This is a genomic window from Streptomyces sp. NPDC058457 (assembly GCF_042720695.1).
Lineage (GTDB): Bacteria > Actinomycetota > Actinomycetes > Streptomycetales > Streptomycetaceae > Streptomyces.
This window is the reverse complement of the sequence record NZ_JBHXLU010000049.1, coordinates 1-19904: the sequence shown is the minus strand read 5'-3', so window position 1 is coordinate 19904 and position 19904 is coordinate 1. Positions and strand designations below refer to the sequence as shown.

Sequence of the window (19904 nt, the reverse complement as noted above, 5' to 3'; positions counted from 1 at the left end):
ACTTACCGGCGCTGGCAGGGTGCCGCTGCGCCCACCCGTGCCGCCCCAGCGGCACGACTGCCCGCAGCTGAGTGGCTGAAGCGTCGCCTACACATACCGCTCAAGAATCGAGGACTCCGCCAGTCGCGACAGGCCCTCGCGGACGCTTCGAGCGCGAGCCTCGCCCACCCCGTCCACGGTCTGCAGGTCATCGACGCTCGCAGCGAGCAGCTTCTGCAGGCCCCCGAAGTGCTCCACCAGCCGGTCGATGATCGCCCCCGGCAGCCGCGGCACCTTCGCCAGCAGCCTGAAGCCGCGCGGCGACACCGCCGAGTCCAGCGCCTCCGGCGAACCCGTGTACCCCAACGCCCGTGCCACCGTCGGCAGTTCCAGCAGCTCCGCGTGGCTCAGGGCGTCCAGCTCGGAGAGCGCCTCGTCGACCGTGCGGGACCGCTTCGCCGTCGGCTCGGGCACGTAGTCCCGCACCACCAGCTCGCGTTCGGGCTCCACCCCGGCGATCAGTTCGTCCAGCTGAAGGGCGAGAAGCCGCCCGTCGGTGCCCAGTTCGACCACGTACTCGGCGATCTCCGTGGCGATCCGGCGGACCATCTCAAGACGCTGGGCGACGGCGGACACATCCCGGACCGTCACCAGGTCCTCGATCTCCAGCGCCGACAACGTTCCCGCGACCTCGTCCAGGCGGAGCTTGTACCGCTCCAGCGTGGCCAGCGCCTGGTTCGCGCGGGAGAGGATCGCCGCCGAGTCCTCCAGGACGCGGCGCTGACCGTCGACGTACAGCGCGATCAGCCGCATCGACTGGGAGACCGAGACCACCGGGAACCCGACCTGCTTGGAGATACGGTCCGCCGTGCGGTGCCGGGTACCCGTCTCCTCCGTGGGGATCGTCGCGTCGGGTACGAACTGCACGCCCGCCCGCAGGATCTTCGACAGGTCGGAGGAGACCACGATGCCGCCGTCGAGTTTGCACAGCTCCCGCAGCCGGGTCGCCGTGAACTCGACATCCAGTACGAAACCGCCCGTGCACATCGTCTCGACCGTCTTGTCGGAGCCGAGGACGATGAGCCCGCCCGTGTTGCCGCGGAGGACCCGCTCCAGGCCGTCCCGCATGGACGTGCCCGGCGCCACGGCGCTCAGCGAGGCGCGCATCAGGCCATCGGCACCGGCACCCCCACCGTACTTTCCGGGAGCTCCTGCCCGGTCGTTGGCTGCCACTGCACTCCTCCGGTCGCAGGTTCTGAGGCGCTGCCGTCCCCGCACTCGGTTCGTACGGACGGGCGAGACCAGGGCAAAGTCTACCGGCGCTCTTCGGCCTCCCGTGGGGCCTCTCGGCTACGGGAGCGCGGCAGCACCCGCAGGGCGTCCCCCATGTCGGCGACTTCCAGGACCTTCATGCCCGCCGGGATCTTGCCGGGATCGGCCGGCACGAGCGCGTGCGTGAAGCCGAGCCGGTGCGCCTCCGCGAGCCTGCGCTGGACGCCGGTGACCCGTCTGACCTCGCCCGCGAGGCCGACCTCGCCGATGGCGACCAGGTTCTTCGGGAGCGGGGTGTCGCTGGCCGCGGAGGCCAGGGCGAGGGCGATGGCCAGGTCGGCGGCGGGCTCGGAGAGCTTCACCCCGCCGACGGTCGCGGAGTAGATGTCCCGTTTCCCGAGCGCGCTGATGCGCCCGCGCTGCTCCAGCACCGCCAGCATCATGGACACCCGGGAGGTCTCCAGGCCGGAGGTGGTCCGGCGCGGGGAGGGGATCTGCGAGTCCACCGTCAGTGCCTGGACCTCGGCGACCAGCGGGCGGCGGCCCTCCAGGGTGACGGTCAGGCAGGTGCCCGGGACCGGTTCGGCGCGGCGGGTGAGGAAAAGGCCGCTCGGGTCGGCGAGGCCCGTGATGCCCTCGTCGTGCAGTTCGAAGCAGCCGACCTCGTCCGTGGTGCCGTAGCGGTTCTTGACGCCCCGGACCAGGCGGAGGCGGGCATGCCGGTCGCCCTCGAAGTGCAGGACGACGTCCACGAGGTGTTCGAGGAGCCGCGGTCCCGCGATCGCGCCGTCCTTGGTGACATGGCCCACGAGGAGGGTCGACATGCCGCGCTCCTTGGACGCGCGGATGAGCGCCCCGGCCACCTCGCGGACCTGTGCCATGCCGCCCGGGGCGCCGTCGATCTCGGGGGAGGCGACCGTCTGGACGGAGTCCAGGATCAGCAGCGACGGCTTCACCGCGTCCAAGTGGCCGAGGACGGCGGCCAGATCGGTCTCGGCGGCGAGATAGAGGTGGTCGTCGATGGCGCCGATGCGGTCGGCGCGCAGCCGGACCTGGCTCGCCGACTCCTCGCCGGTGACATAGAGCGTGCGGTGCTCGTCGCTGGCCGACTTGGCCGCCACGTCGAGCAGGAGGGTGGACTTGCCGACGCCGGGCTCGCCGGCGAGCAGCACCACCGCGCCGGGGACCAGGCCGCCGCCGAGGACCCGGTCCAGCTCCGGGACGCCGGAGGTGCGGGCGGTGGCCTGACGGCCGTCGACCTGGCCGATCGGCACCGCGGAGGTGGTGACCCGGCCGGGCGCCGTCGTACGCACCGCGGGCGTGCCGTACTCCTCGATCGTCCCCCACGCCTGGCACTCGGCGCACCGGCCGAGCCACTTGGCCGTCTGCCAGCCGCACTCGGTGCAGCGGTACGACGGACGGTCCTTCGAGGTCTTGGTACGGGCAGCCATGCGGAAACCGTAGCCCCCGCCACTGACAGTGGGTCCACGGTGGCCCGCGTGACAGGTGTGGGTGGACCGGTCCCGGCCACCCCGCGGCGGGTACGAGCCACGGAAGAACAGGTTCCTGTCCCCTTATGAGTAATCGTTTCACCCGTACGGATTAAAAGAGCTCAAGCCGCCAGAAGGGGTCATACGGCGCCGCCTACGGTCGCACGGGTGATGAGCATCAGTCCGGAAACCTCGCCCCGCATGACAGGCGCACACCGGGCGCACCGGGAGGCGCGCACGGCGCGTGACCGCGCGGAGGCGCGTGCGCTGGCGCAGCGGCCGTCGGCGCGTTACGAGCCGTACCTGGACGGGCTGTTCACCTACTGCCTCTCGGTGCTGTGCGACCACGACGCGGCCACCACCGCGCTCGGGGACGTCCTCGCCCTCGCCGAGCGGCGCGGCCAGCGCGTCCCGGAGGCCGCCGGCGACCGCAGGGCCTGGCTGTACGCACTGGCCCGCTGGGCCTGTCTGCGCGGGCTCGCCCAGGCCAAGCAGAAACGTCAGGCCACCCATGCGGCAGGCCGGCACATCGCCCCCGACCCGGTGGTCGCCGCCGACGCCCAGGAGCAGCGGCGCGGCGAACTCGCCCTGCTCGCCTGGCCCGAGGCCGCCGGCACCACCCCCGAGCAGCGGGAGGCGCTCGAACTCGCGGTACGCCACCACCTCGCCGTCCACGAGGTCGCCGCCGTCCTAGGCATGGACCTGGCCGGCGCCCGGGAACTGCTCGCCTCCGCCGCCTGCGAGGTCGAACGCACCCGCGCGGCCCTCGCCGTCGTGGAGACCGGCGGCTGCCCGAGCGTGTCCCACCTCACCGGCGACAGCCAGCTGGTCCTCAGCAGCGCCCTGCGCCGGGAACTGGTCCGGCACGTCGACGACTGCCCGCGCTGCCGCCGTACCGCCGAACGTGCGACCCCCGGCCGGTGGCCCGGCGCGATGACCACGCCCGCCGAGCTGCCCGTCCTGGAGGCGCCCCGGGCGGCCCTGCACATGGCCATGGCGCACCAGCCACGCGCGCGTGGCGCCGCCGCCCCGCGCTTCGACCGGCGCGGCTTCCCGATGGACCCCAAGGACCGCGCGGCCCGCCGCGACCGGATCCGCGCGCGTGCCGTCACGACGACCGTCGTCGCCACGGTGGTGGCCGCGCCGGTGCTGGCCCTGTGGGCCGCGTACCGGGGCTCGCCGGCGGGGGAGGGCCACGAGGGGCCGTCCGCGACCGCGCGCGAGACCGCCGGCCCCGACGCGCTCGACGGCGACTCGGGCGGGGGCTACGAGAACGCCGGCAACGCCAGCACCAGACCCGGGCCGCGCATCGGCAAGGACGGCAAGGCCGACGTGTCGGTGGAGGTGATCAGCGTCACCGGAGCCGACCGGACGAAGGTCGGCGTGGGGCACCTCGCGGTGACGGCCGCGAACGACGGCGACACCACGCTGATCACGCTCGCGGCGTCCGGGGACGCTGCGGTGCGGTGGTCGGTGTCCACCCCGGCGGGCTGGCTGTACTTCTCCCGGCCGTCGGGAACGCTCCGGCCGGGCGAGTCGATCACGATCAAGGTGTACGTCGATCAGCTGCGGGAGCCGGCCGGGTACTGGAGCGCACGGGTGGCGGTGGCGCCGGCGGGGGCGGTGGTGTCGATCGACGGGTACGGGACGGCTCCGCCGACGCGCCGCGGACCGAAGCCGCCCCCTGCGGGGAGGCCGACGCCGACACCGACGGCATCCGACCCGACGCAGCCGTCGCCGCCGGTCGGCGATCCACCGACGTCGAGCGACCCGACGCCGACGCCCACGGAGTCGGACACCGCCGGTCCGACGGGGCCGCCTTCCCCGACGGAGCCCGACAGCGAGAGTCCGCCACCGACTTCGTGAGTACCGTCACCGGCCGTCCTCTCTCCGCCGTCCGTTCCCTCCGCCGGTCTCTTGCTTCCGCCGGTCTCTTGCTTCCGCCGGTCCCTTGCCTCTGCCGGTCTCTTGCTTCCGCTGGTCTCTTGCTTCTGCCGGTCTCTTGCTTGCGCCGGTCTCTTGCCTCTGCCGGTTTCCTGCTTGCGCCGGTCTCTTGCCTCTGCCGGTCTCCTCTTTCCGCCGCGGCGGTGCTCGGCCACGACGGTGGAGTTCGGCGGTGCCGGGCCGGGCGCCAAGCGCCGTCGCGGGTGCGGTGCGGTGCGGTGGCGGTTGCGGCGCCGTTGTGGCTGGTCGCGCCCACGCGGCGGAGCCGCATATCGAATACAGCCCCGCGCCCCTTTCGGGACGCTGCAGTGGGCGCTACTCGACCGGATCCGCCGGATGCGGGGCCAGCAGGGGCAGCTGGGAAGCGAGGCGGGCCTCGCACAGCTCTGTGAGGCGGTCGTAGCCCGCCTTGCCCATCAGTTCGGTCAGTTCCGCACGGTAGGAGACGTAGACCGGGTCGCCCGCGCCGTGGGCCGAGGTCGCCGAGGTGCACCACCAGTGCAGGTCGTGGCCGCCCGGGCCCCAGCCCCTGCGGTCGTACTCGCCGATCGAGATCTGCAGGACGCGCGTGTCGTCGGGACGGTCGATCCAGTCGTACGTGCGGCGGATCGGGAGCTGCCAGCAGACGTCCGGCTTGGTCTCCAGCGGCTCGCGGCCCTCCCGCAGCGCCAGGATGTGCAGCGAGCAGCCGGCGCCGGCGGCGAAACCGGGGCGGTTCTGGAAGATGCAGGAGCCGTTGTACGGGCGGGTCTGGCGGGAGCCCTCGTCGTCCTCCGAGACCCAGCCGTGCTCGGTGCCCTCGGCGTGGTTCTGCCAGATGTCCGGTGTGAGCCGCGCCACATGATCGGCGACCCGCTTCTCGTCGTCCTCGTCGGAGAAGTGCGCGCCCAGCGTGCAGCAGCCGTCGTCCGCGCGGCCCGCCTGGATGCCCTGACAGCCGCTGCCGAAGATGCAGTTCCAGCGGGAGGTCAGCCAGGTCAGATCACAGCGGAAGACCTGCTCGTCGTCGGCCGGATCAGGGAATTCCACCCAGGCGCGCGCGAAGTCGAGGCCCTTCTCGTCCGCGGCCAGGGCCTTCTTCGACAGCGTCGACGCCCTGGCCGGCTTCGGTGGCTTCACCTGCGAAGAACCGTCGGCGGATTTGGCGCCCTTGTGGTCCTTCGTCTTTTTCGTCTTTGGCACCCGTCCAGGGTAAGTCGCCGAAGGCGGCTCCGGGGACTGCTCAGGGCCCGCGGTCTGCAGTGTTCCGTAGAGTTCCGTACATGAGACTCGGTGTCCTCGACGTGGGATCTAACACGGTGCATCTGCTGGTGGTGGATGCGCACCCCGGCGCGCGCCCGCTGCCGGCGCATTCGCACAAGGCGGAGTTGCGCCTTGCCGAACTCCTCGACGGCAACGGGGCGATCGGCCCCGACGGGGTCGAGAAACTGGTCGCCGTCGTCAAGGACGCCCTTCAGGCCGCGGAGGACAAGGGCGTCGAGGACCTGCTGCCGTTCGCCACCTCCGCGGTGCGCGAGGCCAGCAACGCCGATGACGTCCTCGCGCGCGTGAAGGCCGAGACCGGTGTCGAGCTCCAGGTCCTCAGCGGCGCCGAGGAGGCCCGGCTGACCTTCCTCGCGGTCCGCCGCTGGTTCGGCTGGTCTGCCGGAAAGCTGCTGGTCCTGGACATCGGCGGCGGCTCCCTGGAGATCGCGTACGGCATCGACGAGGAGCCCGACACGGCCGTCTCGCTGCCGCTCGGCGCCGGCCGGCTCACCGCGGGCTGGCTCCCCGGCGACCCGCCCACCTCCGACGACATACGGGCGCTGCGTCGCCATGTACGCGCCGAGATCGCCCGGACGGTCGGCGAGTTCAGCCGCTTCGGCGCCCCCGACCACGTGGTCGCCACCTCCAAGACCTTCAAGCAACTCGCCCGCATCGCCGGCGCGGCCCGCTCCGCCGACGGCCTCTACGTCCAGCGCGAACTCAAGCGGGGCTCCCTGGAGACCTGGGTCCCGAGGCTGGGGGCCATGACCACGGCCCAGCGCTCCGCGCTCCCGGGGGTGTCGGAGGGCCGGTCGGGCCAGCTGGTGGCGGGTGCGCTGGTGGCGGAGGCCGCGATGGACCTCTTCGAGGTGGAGAACCTGGAGGTGTGCCCGTGGGCGTTGAGGGAAGGCGTGATCCTGCGGCGACTTGACCACATGGGTTCGGCGTAAGCGCGTGGGTTCGGCGTAAGCGCGCCGAAAGGGGCGCGGGGCCGCATCCCATGTGCGGCTACCGCCGCGTGGGCGCGAGCAGCCGCAACGGCGCGGCAGCCGCGCATGGTGATGGTCACAACGGCGAACAGGCGCCCCATGCCCACTCACCCCCACCCCGTAACCTGTCCCTCGTGGCAAACCCAAGGGACGTCGTCCGCATCCCGGATGCGAAGGTCGCGCTCTCCACGGCCTCCGTCTACCCGGAGTCGACGGCGACGGCCTTCGAGATCGCCGCGCGCCTCGGTTACGACGGTGTCGAGGTCATGGTGTGGACCGACCCGGTCAGCCAGGACATCGAGGCCCTGCGCCGACTGAGCGACTACCACCGTGTCCCTATCCTCGCCGTTCACGCGCCCTGTCTGCTGATCACCCAGCGGGTCTGGTCCACGGACCCCTGGGTGAAGCTCCAGCGGGCCCGGGCCGCCGCCGAGAAGCTGGGCGCGAGCACGGTCGTCGTGCACCCCCCGTTCCGCTGGCAGCGCCAGTACGCCCGCGACTTCGTCGAGGGGATCTGGCGCATGGCGAACGAGACGGACGTGCGGTTCGCGGTGGAGAACATGTACCCCTGGCGGTATCGCGACCGCGAGATGCTGGCGTACGCCCCCGACTGGGACGTCACCAAGGACGACTACCGGCACTTCACGATCGACCTCAGCCATGCCGCGACGTCCCGCGTCGACGCCCTCGCCATGGTCGACCGCATGAGCGACCGGCTCGGCCATGTCCACCTCGCCGACGGCCGCGGCTCCGCCAAGGACGAGCACCTGGTGCCCGGCCGCGGCACCCAGCCCTGCGCCGAGCTGCTGGAGCGGCTCGCGGTCACCGGCTTCGACGGGCATGTCGTCATCGAGGTCAACACCCGGCGCGCGATGTCCGGCGCGGAGCGCGAGGCCGACCTCGCGGAGGCCCTGGCCTTCACCCGGCTGCACCTGGCCTCGGCGGTGCAGGTGCCCCGCCGATGACCGGGGCCGAAAACGGTGGTACCGGCGCGCGCCGCCGCGGCCGCCCGCCGCGTACCGAGTCGGCCGACACCCGGGACCGTATCCTCGTCACCGCTCGCGAGGAGTTCTCCGAACACGGCTACGAGAAGACATCCGTACGCGCCATCGCCAAGGCCGCCGGGGTCGACTCCGCCCTGGTCCACCACTACTTCGGCACCAAGGAACAGGTCTTCGAGGCCGCCATCTCGGTCGCCTTCGCCCCCGCGCTCAACGCGCCCGTCGCCATCGCCGACGGCCCGCTGGACGGCGTCGGCGAGCGGCTGACCCGGTTCATCTTCGGTATCTGGGAGAACCCCACCACCCGTACGCCCCTCCTCGCGATCCTCCGCTCAGCCGTCACCAACGACACGGCCGCCGCCGTCTTCCGCCGCCTGATCGCCTCCCAGCTGCTGCGCCGTCTCGCGGAGCAGCTGGACCTCCCCGACGCGGAGCTGCGCGCCGAGCTGGCGGCGGCACAGCTGGTGGGCTGCGCGATGCTCCGCTATGTGATCAAGGTGGAGCCGCTGGCGTCGGCGGATCTGGAGCAGATCGTGGCGCGGGTCGCGCCGGTGGTGCAGGGGCATCTGACCGGGCCGTGAGCCCTCGCGGTGCGGGGCATCTGACCGGGCCGTGAGCCCTCGCGGTGCGGGGCATCCGACCGGGCCGCGAACCCCGGCCGTGCGAGACGCGCGTCCCGCATTCCGGACACCTCGTCCCGAGGCCTGAACAACGGGCGTACGCTCGACAGCAGCCCTATCTGTCTGAAGGAGCGAGCGACGATGCCCGAGCTGAGGTCCCGCACAGTCACCCACGGCCGCAACATGGCGGGCGCCCGCGCCCTTATGCGCGCCTCCGGTGTACCCGGTGCGGACATCGGCCGCAAGCCGATCATCGCCGTCGCGAACTCGTTCACGGAGTTCGTGCCGGGCCACACCCATCTCCAGCCGGTCGGCCGGATCGTCTCCGAGGCGATCAAGGAGGCGGGCGGCATCCCGCGCGAGTTCAACACGATCGCCGTCGACGACGGCATCGCGATGGGCCACGGCGGCATGCTGTACTCCCTCCCCTCCCGCGACCTGATCGCGGACTCGGTCGAGTACATGGTCGAGGCACACTGCGCCGACGCCCTGGTCTGCATCTCCAACTGCGACAAGATCACCCCCGGCATGCTCATGGCCGCCCTGCGCCTGAACATCCCGACGGTCTTCGTCTCCGGCGGCCCCATGGAGGCCGGCCGCGCCACCCTCGTGGACGGCACGGTCCGCACCCTCGACCTGATCGACGCGATGGTCGACGCCGCGAACGAGAACGTCTCGGACGAGGACGTCCTCCGGATCGAGGAGAACGCCTGTCCGACCTGCGGCTCCTGCTCCGGCATGTTCACCGCCAACTCGATGAACTGCCTGACGGAGGCGATCGGCCTCTCCCTCCCCGGCAACGGCTCGGTCCTGGCCACCCACACGGCCCGCAAGCAGCTCTACGTCGACGCGGCCCGCACCGTCATGGACCTCACCCGCCGCTACTACGAGCAGGACGACGAGACGGTCCTGCCGCTCAACATCGCGACGTTCGCCGCGTTCGAGAACGCGATGGCCCTGGACATCGCGATGGGCGGCTCCACCAACACGATCCTGCACCTGCTGGCCGCCGCCCAGGAGGCGGGCGTCACCTTCGGCCTCCCGGAGATCGACGCGGTCTCCCGCCGGGTCCCCTGCCTGGCCAAGGTCGCCCCGAACGTCGCCAAGACCCGCACGTACTACATGGAGGACGTGCACCGCGCCGGCGGCATCCCCGCCCTCCTCGGCGAGCTGCACCGCGGCGGTCTCCTCAACGAGGACGTCCACTCCGTCCACAGCCCCTCCCTCGCGGACTGGCTGAAGACCTGGGACGTGCGCGGCGGCTCCCCGTCCCCCGAGGCCGTCGAGCTGTGGCACGCGGCCCCGGGCTGCGTCCGCTCCGCCGAGGCCTTCTCCCAGTCCGAGCGCTGGGAGGCCCTGGACGAGGACGCGGCGGAGGGCTGCATCCGCGGCGTCGAGCACGCGTACTCCAAGGACGGCGGCCTCGCGGTCCTCAAGGGCAACCTCGCCGTCGACGGCTGCGTGGTGAAGACGGCCGGCGTCGACGAGTCGATCTGGACCTTCGAGGGCCCCGCGGTCGTCTGCGAGTCGCAGGAGGAGGCCGTGGAAAAGATCCTCAACAAGCAGGTGACGGACGGCGACGTCGTCGTCATCCGCTACGAGGGTCCCAAGGGCGGCCCCGGCATGCAGGAGATGCTCTACCCGACGTCCTTCCTCAAGGGCCGCGGCCTCGGCAAGTCCTGCGCGCTGATCACCGACGGCCGCTTCTCCGGCGGCACGTCCGGCCTCTCCATCGGCCACGCCTCCCCGGAGGCGGCCTCCGGCGGCACCATCGCCCTCGTCGAGGACGGCGACCGCATCCGCATCGACATCCCGGGCCGCACGATCGAACTTCTCGTCGACGAGGCCGAGCTGACCCGCCGCGAGCAGGCCCTGAACGGCCTGTACGCCCCGAAGAACCGCGACCGCAAGGTCTCGGCCGCCCTGCGCGCCTACGCCGCGATGGCCACCAGCGCCGACAAGGGCGCGGTGCGCGACGTGTCGAAGCTGGGCTGAGCCGCCGTAAGCCACGAAGGGGCCGCCTCCCGCACAGGGGGCGGCCCCTTCACCTTCGTCCGTCGTCATCCGTCCCCCCCGTCATCACCAGCCGGCGGGATCCTCCGCATCCACGGCGAAGACGGTGCCGTCGGGGGCGGCGGCGTAGAGGTGGCCGTCGAGGAGCAGGGGGGCGGGTACCGAGGTGGTGACTCCGCCCGAGGACGTTCCGAAGCGGGACGAGGTCTGTCCGGCGGCCACTCCGCTGCGTGCGTCCACGGCCATGAGCCGGCCGTCGGCAGCCGAGAAGTACACGTGCCGGTCGTCGGCGACGGGTGCCGAGCCCCGGCTCACCGAGGTCTCCGAATGCCACATGCGCTTGCCCGCCGTCATGTCGACGGCGTCCAGCGAGCCGGTGGCGGCCAGCACGTAGACCACGCCGTCGTGCACCCCGGCCTGCGCGTCCGCACGAGGTACGGGCAGCTCGACCCGGCGGGTGGCCCCGGACTCCGGCGTGTAGCGGACCACGGCATCGGTGTCGCCGTACACCGGATCGGCGGCCAGCAGGAAGACCGTCCCGTCCTCGGTGCCGACCGCTTTCAGCAGTCCCTGCAACCGCGTGTCCTCCCGCACGTCTCCGGTGGCCGGATCCAGGACGGTGACCTCAGTGCTGGTTCCGTCTGCGGACGTACTGGTCACGAACGCCGACGACGGATCCGCGGGGAAGAAGTCGATCCGCGCCGTGCCGTGAGCCCCTGTCGACCGGCTCCACCTGGTGGCGCCGGTCGCGCTGTCCACCCCGGTGACCGTGCCGTCCGCGCGCGTGAGCAGGAGCATGTCGCCTGCGTACTTCATCCCCTTGTTCTCGGGCAGTTCCCGCTGCCAGCGGCTCCTGCCCGAGTCCGGGTCGAGCGCCGTCACGTACCGGGCCTCGTCCGTGACGAGCTGGACGAGCCCGCCGGAGAGGACGGGGGGCCGGTTCCAGTGGGCGTTCGCGACGGAGTGCCGCCAGAGCACGGCACCCGTCACCGGGTCCAGGGCGAACGCCACCGATGCCTCCGCGCAGAACAACACCCCCTCGCCGGTGGCGCATTGGGGAGTGGTCGCGCCCTTGGTGACGGGCTTCGCCTGCCAGGCGGAGAAGGCGGCGGCCGTCGTCCTCGGGCTGCTCACCCGCGGCTGCGGGGTGCTCCCGCCGACCCACTCGACCAAGGCCGCGACCGCGCCGAGCGCGAGGACGACGGCACCCGTGGCCAAGGCGACTCGCCTGCCGAGCCGTCGTCCGCGGGCCTGCGGCGGCTCCTCCTCCTTCGGCTCCTCGCCCTTCGGCGGCTCCGACTCCGTTGCCACGCCGATGTCGTCACCGACTGCGGCACCGGCCGTGGCCCGCTGTGCCGGTATGAACGCCTGCGTGTCGTACGACGCCGACAACGACCGCAGCTCCCGCATCAGTTCGTCGGGCGTAGGCCGGTCCTCGGGCTCCTTGGCGAGGCAGCGCAGCACCAGCGGAGCGAGCTCCTCCGGCATGCCAGTGAGGTCGGGCTCGTCATGTACGACCTGGTAGGCGACGACGTAGGGACTGTCGGAGTCGAACGGCCCCCGCCCGGTCGCCGCGTGCACCAGCACCGACCCGAGCGCGAAGATGTCGGCGGCGGGCCCCACTTCACGCGGCCGCCGGAACTGCTCCGGCGCCATGAACGGCGGCGTACCGATCAACTTTCCGGTCTCGGTCCGCAGTTCGCTGTCTTTCGGCCGGGAAATGCCGAAGTCGATGACCTTGGGACCGTCCTCGGCGAGGAGCACATTGCTCGGCTTGAGATCCCGATGCACCACGCCGACCCTGTGAATGTCGCGCAGCGCCTCCGCCAGCCCGGCCATCAGCCGGCGCAACTGCGCAGAAGGCATCGGCCCGTTCCGCTTCACATGCTCGGCGAGGGTCGGGCCGGGGATGAAGAGGGTGGCCATCCAGGGCCGGGCGGCCTCGGGATCGGCGTCCACGACGGGTGCGGTGAAGGCGCCGCTGACCTTGCGCGCGGCGGCCACCTCCTGCCGGAAACGGCCCCGGAACTCACGGTCCTTGGCGTATTCCGCATGCACGACCTTCACCGCGAGCTTCAGCCCCGAGGTGCTGCGGGCCAGATGCACCACGCCCATGCCACCGGAGCCCAGGCAGGACTCCAGGCGGTAGTGCCCGGCGTACTCGGGAAGTTCCGCTTCCGCGCCCGCTCCGGTGTTGCGCTGTGGCGTCAAGGGACCACCCCCGTGCTTTTTCCGCGGAGCGCGACGCACGGAGCCTAGTCGATGACGCGTACGAGACAGAGGCGGCTTGCTAGCCTCCGCGTGCGAGTTACGTACATGTGTTTCGTGGCTCGAATGCGGGGAATCAACGGGACTCCATGGCACTCATGGGTCCAGTGGGGGGAGCACTACATGTCTGTCGATCACGCGCAGCAAGCCGGGAGCGGCGGCGAGGAAGAGGCCGTCACGACGCTGGCGGCAGCCACCAGCGTTCGTTATTACTCGGTGGCCCCGGGCGTCCGTCTGAACGTCCGCAGTGGCCCGGGCACCAGCTACGACATCACCCGGACCCTCCCTGAGGGCGCCAAGGTCCCGATCTACTGCCAGACGCCGGGTACCTCGGTGTCCGGCTACTACGGCACGTCGAACATCTGGGACAACATCAGCAACGGCGAGTTCGTGTCAGACGCCTACGTCAACACGGGCAGCGACGGCTACGTGGCCGACCGCTGCTCCTGACCGGTCCAGGAGGACTGGGATGACACCCTTAAGACGCGCTTCCGTCCTTCTCGCAGGCTCCGCCGGAGCCTTCCTCATGGTTCTGGGGTCGGCCTCGGTCGCCGCCGCCGTATCGACGTACTCGGTCGCCCCGGGCGTCCGCCTGAACGTCCGCAGCGGCCCGGGCACCAGCTACGACATCACCCGGACCCTCCCCGAGAACACCAAGGTCCCGATCTTCTGCCAGACCCCGGGTACGACGGTGTCCGGCTACTACGGCACGTCGAACATCTGGGACAACATCGACAACGGCGAGTACGTCTCGGACACCTACGTCAACACGGGCAGTGACGGCTACGTGGCCGACCGCTGCGCCTGACCCCGTACACCAACCCCGACCCGGAGCCCGCGGCCCCCGGCGCCATAATCGTCCCGTGAGCGACGAACCAGGTACCCCGGACACCCCCGCGGGCTCCACCGGCGGACCCCGCCCCGAGCCCCTCCGCTTCTTCGGCACGACCTGGGTGAACCACGACGACGGCTACACCGTCCGTCGGATCGGCGTGGCCGTGGGCTCCCTCGCCGCCGCTGTCGCCTCCTGCCTGGTCCTCCGCCTCGCCTACGAGGGCGTCCAGCTGGCCGACACCGGTGCCTTCGTGTCCGTCCTGGTCGTCGCGATGTTCGCCATCTGCAGCGCCCTGGCCTTCCGCAACACCTGGGAGTCCTTCGGCAAGCGCCCCGACCCCGAACGCCAGGCCTCCCTGCGCGGCCTCCTCGCCATCGGCTTCGTCGGCTCGCTCCTCGCCTACTTCTTCCGCTCCCTCATCGAGGCCCCGGGCGAGAAGCTCCACCGAGCCGAGTACGACACCGCCCTCCAGCAGCACGAACACCGCACCACCCGCCGCTCGGGCAACCCGTCGAAGAAGAAGCGGAAGCGATAGGGCCGACGGGCAGGCCGCGCCGGTCGCGGAGGAGAAGCGCAGGCGTTGTCGCCGACGCGCCGGTCGCACACAGGAAGCGCAGGCACAGGAGCCGGGCCGACCGCTGGTTGTAGGCGTAGGCGTAGGGGACGGGCACGGGGACCGAGGCCGCCCGCGGCCGACCATGGCATCCGGCCCACCCCTCCCGGAAATCTCTGTAATCTCTGTCGCCCCCGCCACGCCCCCCGGGACCATGGCCGCATGACCACAGGCCAGTCGCAGTCGTATCCCCGGAACGTGACCCCGACCTCGACCCCCGCTCCCTCCCACGCCGCCCGCGCCCGCTCCTTCGACGCCGCGGCGGCCCAGTACGCCGCGAACCGCCCCTCCTACCCGCCCGCCCTGCTCGACGCCGTCGAGGAGGAGGCCGGCCGCTCCCTCACGGGCGCCCGGGTGGTCGACGTCGGCGCGGGCACCGGCATCGCGACCGCCCTCCTGCACGCGCGCGGCGCCGACGTGGTCGCGGTGGAGCCGGGGGAGGGCATGGCAGCGCAGTTCCACACCACCCTCCCCGACGTCCCGATCGTCCGCGGCAACGGCAACGCCCTCCCGCTCGCCGCCGCCACCGCCGACTTCCTCACCTACGCCCAGGCCTGGCACTGGACCGACCCGGCCCGCTCCGTGCCGGAGGCGCTGCGCGTGCTGCGTCCCGGCGGGGCGCTGGCGCTGTGGTGGAACACCGACGCGCTCGACGTCGACTGGATCGCCGACTACGCCGACCGCATCAGCCGGTTCTTCGGCATCGACGCCAGGGCGGAGCAGAGCAAGTCCGCCGACCGCACCGACCTCGCCGACCCCAGCGGCCGCCTCCGCTTCGCCCGCCGCGAGGTCCGCTGGAGCCGCCGCGTCCCGGTCGACACCCACCTCGCCAACATCGGCAGCCACTCCGCGTTCCTCGTCACCCCCGAGGCCCGCCGCACCGCCTTCCTCGCCGAGGAACGCGCCCACCTCCTGAAGACCTTCCCCGACGGCATCGTCGAGGAGACGTACGACGTTCTGCTGCTCGTCGCCCTCAACACCTGAGCGTCGCCCGCCGGCGCCCGCCTGCGAGCACCGGCCCGCGGCAGTGACTCGGCCGCGGGCCGGTGGGGGCTGGCCGCGCAGTTCCCCGCGCCCCTTACGGGGCGCCTCCCAGCCGCGGCTCACATAGCCGCGGGCGTTCGTGTCAGTTCATTCAGCCGCGGGCAGTCGTGCCTCCCCCAGTGCCTTAAGGACCTGGGAGGTGCCCCCAGGGCGGCACGGGTGGGCGCAGCGGCACCCCGCGAGCGCCGGGTAAGCGTCCCCACCCCCCGCCTCCGCCCCCTCATATCCCCTCCCCTTGACGGCCAACCCCCTCGCCAGCATTATTCATCACATGATGAATTCCTCGCCGGAGCCGCCCCAGGCCCCCGGCAACTCCGCCCTGCCCCCCACCGTCCAAGCCGCCGGACTCACCGCGGTCCGCGGCCCCCGCACGGTCCTCCGCGGCCTCGACTTCACCGTCCCGCGCGGTCAGATCACCGGCCTGCTCGGCCCCTCCGGATGCGGCAAGTCCACCCTGATGCGCTCCATCGTCGGCACCCAGGCCAAGGTCACCGGCACCCTGAACGTCCTCGGCCGCCCCGCCGGTCACCCCTCCCTGCGCACCCGCATCGGCTACGTCACCCAAGCCGCCTCCGTCTACGACGACCTGACCATCCGCCAGAACCTCGACTACTTCGGCTCGGTCCTCGACCCCACCCGCCCCACCTCCGACCGCCGCGCCGACGTCGACCGCGTCCTCGGCGAAGTCGACCTCGCCAGCCACGCCGACGCCCTCGCCGGCAACCTCTCCGGCGGCCAGCGCAACCGCGTCTCCCTCGCCGTCGCCCTGCTCGGCAGCCCCGAACTCCTCGTCCTCGACGAACCCACCGTCGGCCTGGACCCCGTCCTGCGCCGCGACCTCTGGAACCTCTTCCACTCCATCGCCGCCACCCGCGGCGCCACCCTCCTCATCTCCTCCCACGTCATGGACGAGGCCGAGCGCTGCCACCGCCTCCTCCTCATGCGCGAGGGCGAGATCCTCGCCGACGACACCCCCGAAGCCCTGCGCACCCGCACCGGCTCCGACACCGTCGAGGCCGCCTTCCTCCACCTCGTCGACGAAGCCGCAGCCAACTCCCGCACGAAGGAAACGGCACGATGACCACTCAGACCGCGACCACCACCGCCGACACCATTCCGGTCGGCGCCCTCAACCTCTCCCGCACCACCGCCACCGCCGCCCGCGTCCTGCGGCAGCTCCGCCACGACCCCCGCACCATCGCGCTGCTGATCCTCATCCCCTGCCTGATGCTGGTGTTGCTCCGCTACGTCTTCGACGGCAGCCCGCGGACCTTCGACAACATCGGCGCCTCACTCCTCGGCATCTTCCCGCTCATCACGATGTTCCTGGTGACCTCCATCGCCACCCTCCGCGAACGCACCTCCGGCACCCTCGAACGCCTCCTCGCCATGCCCCTCGGCAAAGCCGACCTCATCGCCGGCTACGCCCTTGCCTTCGGCATCCTCGCGATCATCCAGTCGGCCCTCGCCACCGGCCTGGCCGTCTGGCTCCTGGGCCTCGACGTCACCGGATCCCCCTGGCTCCTGCTCCTGGTCGCCCTGCTCGACGCCCTGCTCGGCACGGCCCTCGGTCTCTTCGTATCGGCCTTCGCGGCCTCGGAATTCCAGGCGGTCCAGTTCATGCCCGCGGTGATCTTCCCCCAACTCCTCCTCTGCGGCCTGTTCACCCCCCGCTCCGAGATGCACCCCGCCCTCGAAGCCATCTCCGACGTCCTCCCCATGTCCTATGCCGTCGACGGCATGAACGAGGTCCTCCACCACACCGACATGACTGCCACCTTCGTCAGGGACGTCCTGATCGTCGCCGGCTGCGCCCTGCTGGTCCTGACCCTCGGAGCGGCCACCCTGCGGCGACGGACGGCCTAGCCACCACCGACGTCCACCACCGATGCCCAACGCCGAAGTCCGGCCAGCGGACAAACGACCCCCGCCCCGACCCCCGGTGCCAGACTGAACCGCATGAGTCAGAAAGTCGCAGTCCTCGGCACCGGCAAGATCGGCGAAGCCCTGCTCAGCGGAATGATCCGCGCCGGCTGGGCCCCCGCCGACCTCCTGGTCACCGCCCGCCGCCCCGAACGCGCCGAAGAACTCCGCACCCGCCACGGAGTCACCCCGGTCACCAACCCCGAGGCCGCGAAGACCGCCGACACCCTGATCCTCACGGTCAAGCCGCAGGACATGGGCGCCCTCCTCGACGAACTCGCCCCGCACATCCCCGCCGACCGCCTCATCATCAGCGGCGCGGCGGGCATCCCCACCTCCTTCTTCGAGGAACGCCTCGCCCCCGGCACCCCGGTCGTCCGTGTCATGACGAACACCCCAGCCCTCGTCGACGAGGCGATGTCCGTCATCTCCGCCGGCAGCCACGCCACCGCCGCCCACCTCGCGCACGCCGAGGAGATCTTCGGCGCCGTCGGCAAGACCCTCCGCGTCCCCGAGTCCCAGCAGGACGCCTGCACCGCCCTCTCCGGCTCGGGCCCGGCGTACTTCTTCTACCTGGTCGAGGCCATGACCGACGCCGGCATCCTGCTCGGCCTGCCCCGCGACAAGGCCCACGACCTCATCGTCCAGTCCGCGATCGGCGCTGCCGTGATGCTCCGCGACAGCGGCGAACACCCCGTCAAGCTCCGCGAGAACGTCACCTCGCCAGCGGGCACCACCATCAACGCCATCCGCGAACTGGAGAACCACGGCGTCCGCGCCGCCCTCATCGCCGCCCTCGAAGCCGCCCGCGACCGCAGCCGCGAACTGGCCTCCGGCAAGAAGGACTGAGGAGCCGAGGAGCCGAAGAGCCAAGGACCCCGGGGCGGTGGCTCACCGCCCCGCCGGCCCCCGCGCCTACCGCGCCGAGTTCAACGCGGGCTCCGCCGTCACCGACCCCGAGCCCGATCCCAGGCCCGAGAAGGCGCCGGGCGGCAACAGCCCGATCGCCCGATAGGCCGTATCGACGATCGGCCGGGCGATCGCCCGAGCCTTCTCCGCTCCATGCCGCAGCACCTCCTCCACATATCCCGGATCGGCACACAACTCCTTGTGCCTGGCCTGCACGGGCCTGAGCGCCTCCAGTACCGCCTCCGCGGTGGCCTGCTTCAGAGCGCCGTACGAATCGTGAACGGTTGCCAGTGACTCAGGGTTCCCACCCGTGCACGCAGCGAGAAACTCCAGCAGATTCGCGATCCCGGGCCGCTCCTCCCGGTCGTACACGACCTCCTGCCCGCTGTCGGTCACGGCCCGCATGACCTTCTTCCGGATCACGTCCGGCTCGTCGAGCAGATAGACGATCCCGGGTCCGGAGTCGTCGCTCTTCCCCATCTTCGACATCGGATCCTGCAGATTCATCACCCGCGCCGCCACCGCCGGCACGGTCGCCTTCGGCACCACGAACGTGTGCCCATACCGCTGGTTGAACCGCACCGCCAGATCCCGCGTCAGCTCCACGTGCTGCGACTGATCGTCCCCGACCGGCACCTCGTCCGCCCCGTACGCCAGGATGTCCGCCGCCATCAGCGCCGGATACGTCAGCAAGGACAACCGCACACCCCGCCCACGCGCCCCCTCGCTCGCGGCCTTCTCCTTGTACTGGATCATCCGCCGCATCTCACCGTCGGTCGCCACGCACTCCATGACGTACGACAGCCGGGTGTGCTCGTCGACATGGCTCTGCACGAACACTGTGCACAGATCGGGATCCAGCCCCGCGGCCAGCAGCAGCGTCGCCGCCTGTCGGGTGAGCCTGCGCAGCCGGGCCGGATCGTGGTCCACGGTCATCCCGTGCAGATCGACGACGCAGAACAGGGCGTCGGCCTGGTGCTGGTCCACGGCGGCCCACTGCCGCATCGCTCCCAGGTAGTTCCCCAGTGTCAGGTGCCCGGTCGGCTTGATCCCGCTGAAGACCCGTGTCATTCCCTCTCCACCTCCTGGTCGAGACCGCCGTCCCCGGCGGCCGACCCTCAGAGGTTCCGGAGGGAGATACGCGAACGGCCGCCGAAGCGGCGGCCGTTGAATACGTACGTGAGCGCGGCCGCCGTCAGGCGGGCCACCACTGCTGGGTACACGTACGCGTAGTCATGCCGTCCACCATACGCCCCGGGGGCGCCGTCCCACCGCGAGTTGACACGCCCCAACCGGGTACGTAGTGTTCTCCGAGTTGTCCGACGTGAGCGCCGACCTCGGTCGGTCCCCGGGCAGCCATTCCGCAAGTACCAACCAGCAATCGGCGACATGTCGTCGGGGCTTCGGTGTGCGTATTTACGTAATGAGGAATCCACGTTCGAAAGGACGCGGCCCCCGATTAGCTCGGAGGCCGGGAATCCGCTAAAGTCTCACTCGTCGGAACGGCCCAGCGGCCGGGAAGACAACTCCCGCTGACTGGGAATCAGACGCCGAAAGGATCTGATAGAGTCGGAACCGCCGGAAAGGGAAACGCGAGAGCGAGAACCTGGAAAGCACCGAGGAAATCGGATCGAGAAAAGATCTGATAGAGTCGGAAACGCAAGACCGAAGGGAAGCCCGGAGGAAAGCCCGAGAGGGTGAGTACAAAGGAAGCGACCGTTCCTTGAGAACTCAACAGCGTGCCAAAAGTCAACGCCAG

Annotated in this window: 18 protein-coding genes; 12 read left to right on the top strand and 6 right to left on the bottom strand. The window is 71.3% G+C overall.

The genetic code is table 11. The annotated features are described in order from the left end of the window. Window positions 1–87 precede the first annotated feature (87 nt). Window positions 88–1212 carry a DNA integrity scanning diadenylate cyclase DisA gene (gene disA, locus ACFWPS_RS31590; RefSeq protein WP_383711108.1) on the bottom strand — a complete coding sequence of 375 codons (1125 nt, stop codon included), beginning with the start codon at window positions 1210–1212 and terminating at the stop codon, window positions 88–90. Between the two features lie 80 nt (window positions 1213–1292). Beyond that, window positions 1293–2702, bottom strand: a complete 1410-nt coding sequence (gene radA, locus ACFWPS_RS31585) for a DNA repair protein RadA (protein ID WP_383711105.1) — start codon at window positions 2700–2702, stop codon at window positions 1293–1295. A 210-nt stretch (window positions 2703–2912) separates the two neighbouring features. Here radA and ACFWPS_RS31580 point away from each other — a divergent pair, with 210 nt between their 5' ends. Further along, on the top strand, window positions 2913–4607 hold the full coding sequence (locus tag ACFWPS_RS31580; RefSeq protein ID WP_383711102.1) for a hypothetical protein: 1695 nt from the start codon (window positions 2913–2915) through the stop codon (window positions 4605–4607). Between the two features lie 393 nt (window positions 4608–5000). On the opposite strand, the gene ACFWPS_RS31575 is transcribed toward ACFWPS_RS31580, so the two are convergent. Beyond that, window positions 5001–5867 carry a hypothetical protein gene (locus ACFWPS_RS31575; RefSeq protein ID WP_383711100.1) on the bottom strand — a complete coding sequence of 289 codons (867 nt, stop codon included), beginning with the start codon at window positions 5865–5867 and terminating at the stop codon, window positions 5001–5003. An 80-nt stretch (window positions 5868–5947) separates the two neighbouring features. Here ACFWPS_RS31575 and ACFWPS_RS31570 point away from each other — a divergent pair, with 80 nt between their 5' ends. The 4 genes from ACFWPS_RS31570 to ilvD all read left to right on the top strand — a co-directional run bounded on the left by ACFWPS_RS31570 (window position 5948) and on the right by ilvD (window position 10535). Beyond that, window positions 5948–6880 carry a Ppx/GppA family phosphatase gene (locus tag ACFWPS_RS31570; RefSeq protein WP_383711097.1) on the top strand — a complete coding sequence of 311 codons (933 nt, stop codon included), beginning with the start codon at window positions 5948–5950 and terminating at the stop codon, window positions 6878–6880. 173 nt (window positions 6881–7053) lie between these two features. Then, complete coding sequence (locus tag ACFWPS_RS31565) at window positions 7054–7884, top strand: sugar phosphate isomerase/epimerase family protein (protein WP_383711094.1); 831 nt, start codon at window positions 7054–7056, stop codon at window positions 7882–7884. Next, complete coding sequence (locus tag ACFWPS_RS31560; protein WP_383711091.1) at window positions 7881–8501, top strand: TetR family transcriptional regulator; 621 nt, start codon at window positions 7881–7883, stop codon at window positions 8499–8501. The genes ACFWPS_RS31565 and ACFWPS_RS31560 overlap by 4 nt, the downstream gene beginning before the upstream one ends. Window positions 8502–8681: 180 nt before the next feature. Continuing rightward, a complete protein-coding gene (gene ilvD / locus ACFWPS_RS31555; RefSeq protein WP_383711089.1) occupies window positions 8682–10535 on the top strand; it encodes a dihydroxy-acid dehydratase in 1854 nt (617 codons plus the stop codon). Between the two features lie 84 nt (window positions 10536–10619). On the opposite strand, the gene ACFWPS_RS31550 is transcribed toward ilvD, so the two are convergent. Then, entirely contained in the window at window positions 10620–12764 is a 2145-nt protein-coding gene (locus tag ACFWPS_RS31550; protein WP_383711086.1) for a serine/threonine-protein kinase, read from the bottom strand. 180 nt (window positions 12765–12944) lie between these two features. On the opposite strand from ACFWPS_RS31550, the gene ACFWPS_RS31545 reads away from it, so the two are divergent. From ACFWPS_RS31545 to proC, 7 genes are all read left to right on the top strand, one after another. Continuing rightward, a complete protein-coding gene (locus ACFWPS_RS31545) occupies window positions 12945–13271 on the top strand; it encodes an SH3 domain-containing protein (protein ID WP_383711083.1) in 327 nt (108 codons plus the stop codon). A gap of 76 nt (window positions 13272–13347) precedes the next feature. Then, window positions 13348–13629 carry an SH3 domain-containing protein gene (locus ACFWPS_RS31540; protein ID WP_383711080.1) on the top strand — a complete coding sequence of 94 codons (282 nt, stop codon included), beginning with the start codon at window positions 13348–13350 and terminating at the stop codon, window positions 13627–13629. A gap of 55 nt (window positions 13630–13684) precedes the next feature. Further along, a complete protein-coding gene (locus ACFWPS_RS31535; RefSeq protein WP_383711077.1) occupies window positions 13685–14191 on the top strand; it encodes an EamA/RhaT family transporter in 507 nt (168 codons plus the stop codon). Between the two features lie 240 nt (window positions 14192–14431). Beyond that, entirely contained in the window at window positions 14432–15253 is an 822-nt protein-coding gene (locus ACFWPS_RS31530; RefSeq protein WP_383711074.1) for a class I SAM-dependent methyltransferase, read from the top strand. 331 nt (window positions 15254–15584) lie between these two features. After that, window positions 15585–16394, top strand: a complete 810-nt coding sequence (locus ACFWPS_RS31525; protein WP_383711071.1) for an ABC transporter ATP-binding protein — start codon at window positions 15585–15587, stop codon at window positions 16392–16394. After that, on the top strand, window positions 16391–17179 hold the full coding sequence (locus ACFWPS_RS31520; RefSeq protein WP_383711068.1) for an ABC transporter permease: 789 nt from the start codon (window positions 16391–16393) through the stop codon (window positions 17177–17179). The genes ACFWPS_RS31525 and ACFWPS_RS31520 overlap by 4 nt, the downstream gene beginning before the upstream one ends. 93 nt (window positions 17180–17272) lie before the next feature. After that, entirely contained in the window at window positions 17273–18085 is an 813-nt protein-coding gene (proC, locus tag ACFWPS_RS31515; protein WP_383711065.1) for a pyrroline-5-carboxylate reductase, read from the top strand. 66 nt (window positions 18086–18151) lie between these two features. Here proC and trpS read toward each other — a convergent pair whose 3' ends face one another. Further along, the gene (trpS, locus tag ACFWPS_RS31510; RefSeq protein WP_383711062.1) at window positions 18152–19216 is read right to left on the bottom strand and encodes a tryptophan--tRNA ligase; all 1065 of its coding nucleotides are present in this window, start codon (window positions 19214–19216) and stop codon (window positions 18152–18154) included. A gap of 472 nt (window positions 19217–19688) precedes the next feature. Then, window positions 19689–19904, bottom strand: a 216-nt coding sequence (locus ACFWPS_RS31505; RefSeq protein ID WP_366353477.1) for a hypothetical protein, incomplete at its 5' end; no start/stop codon positions are given.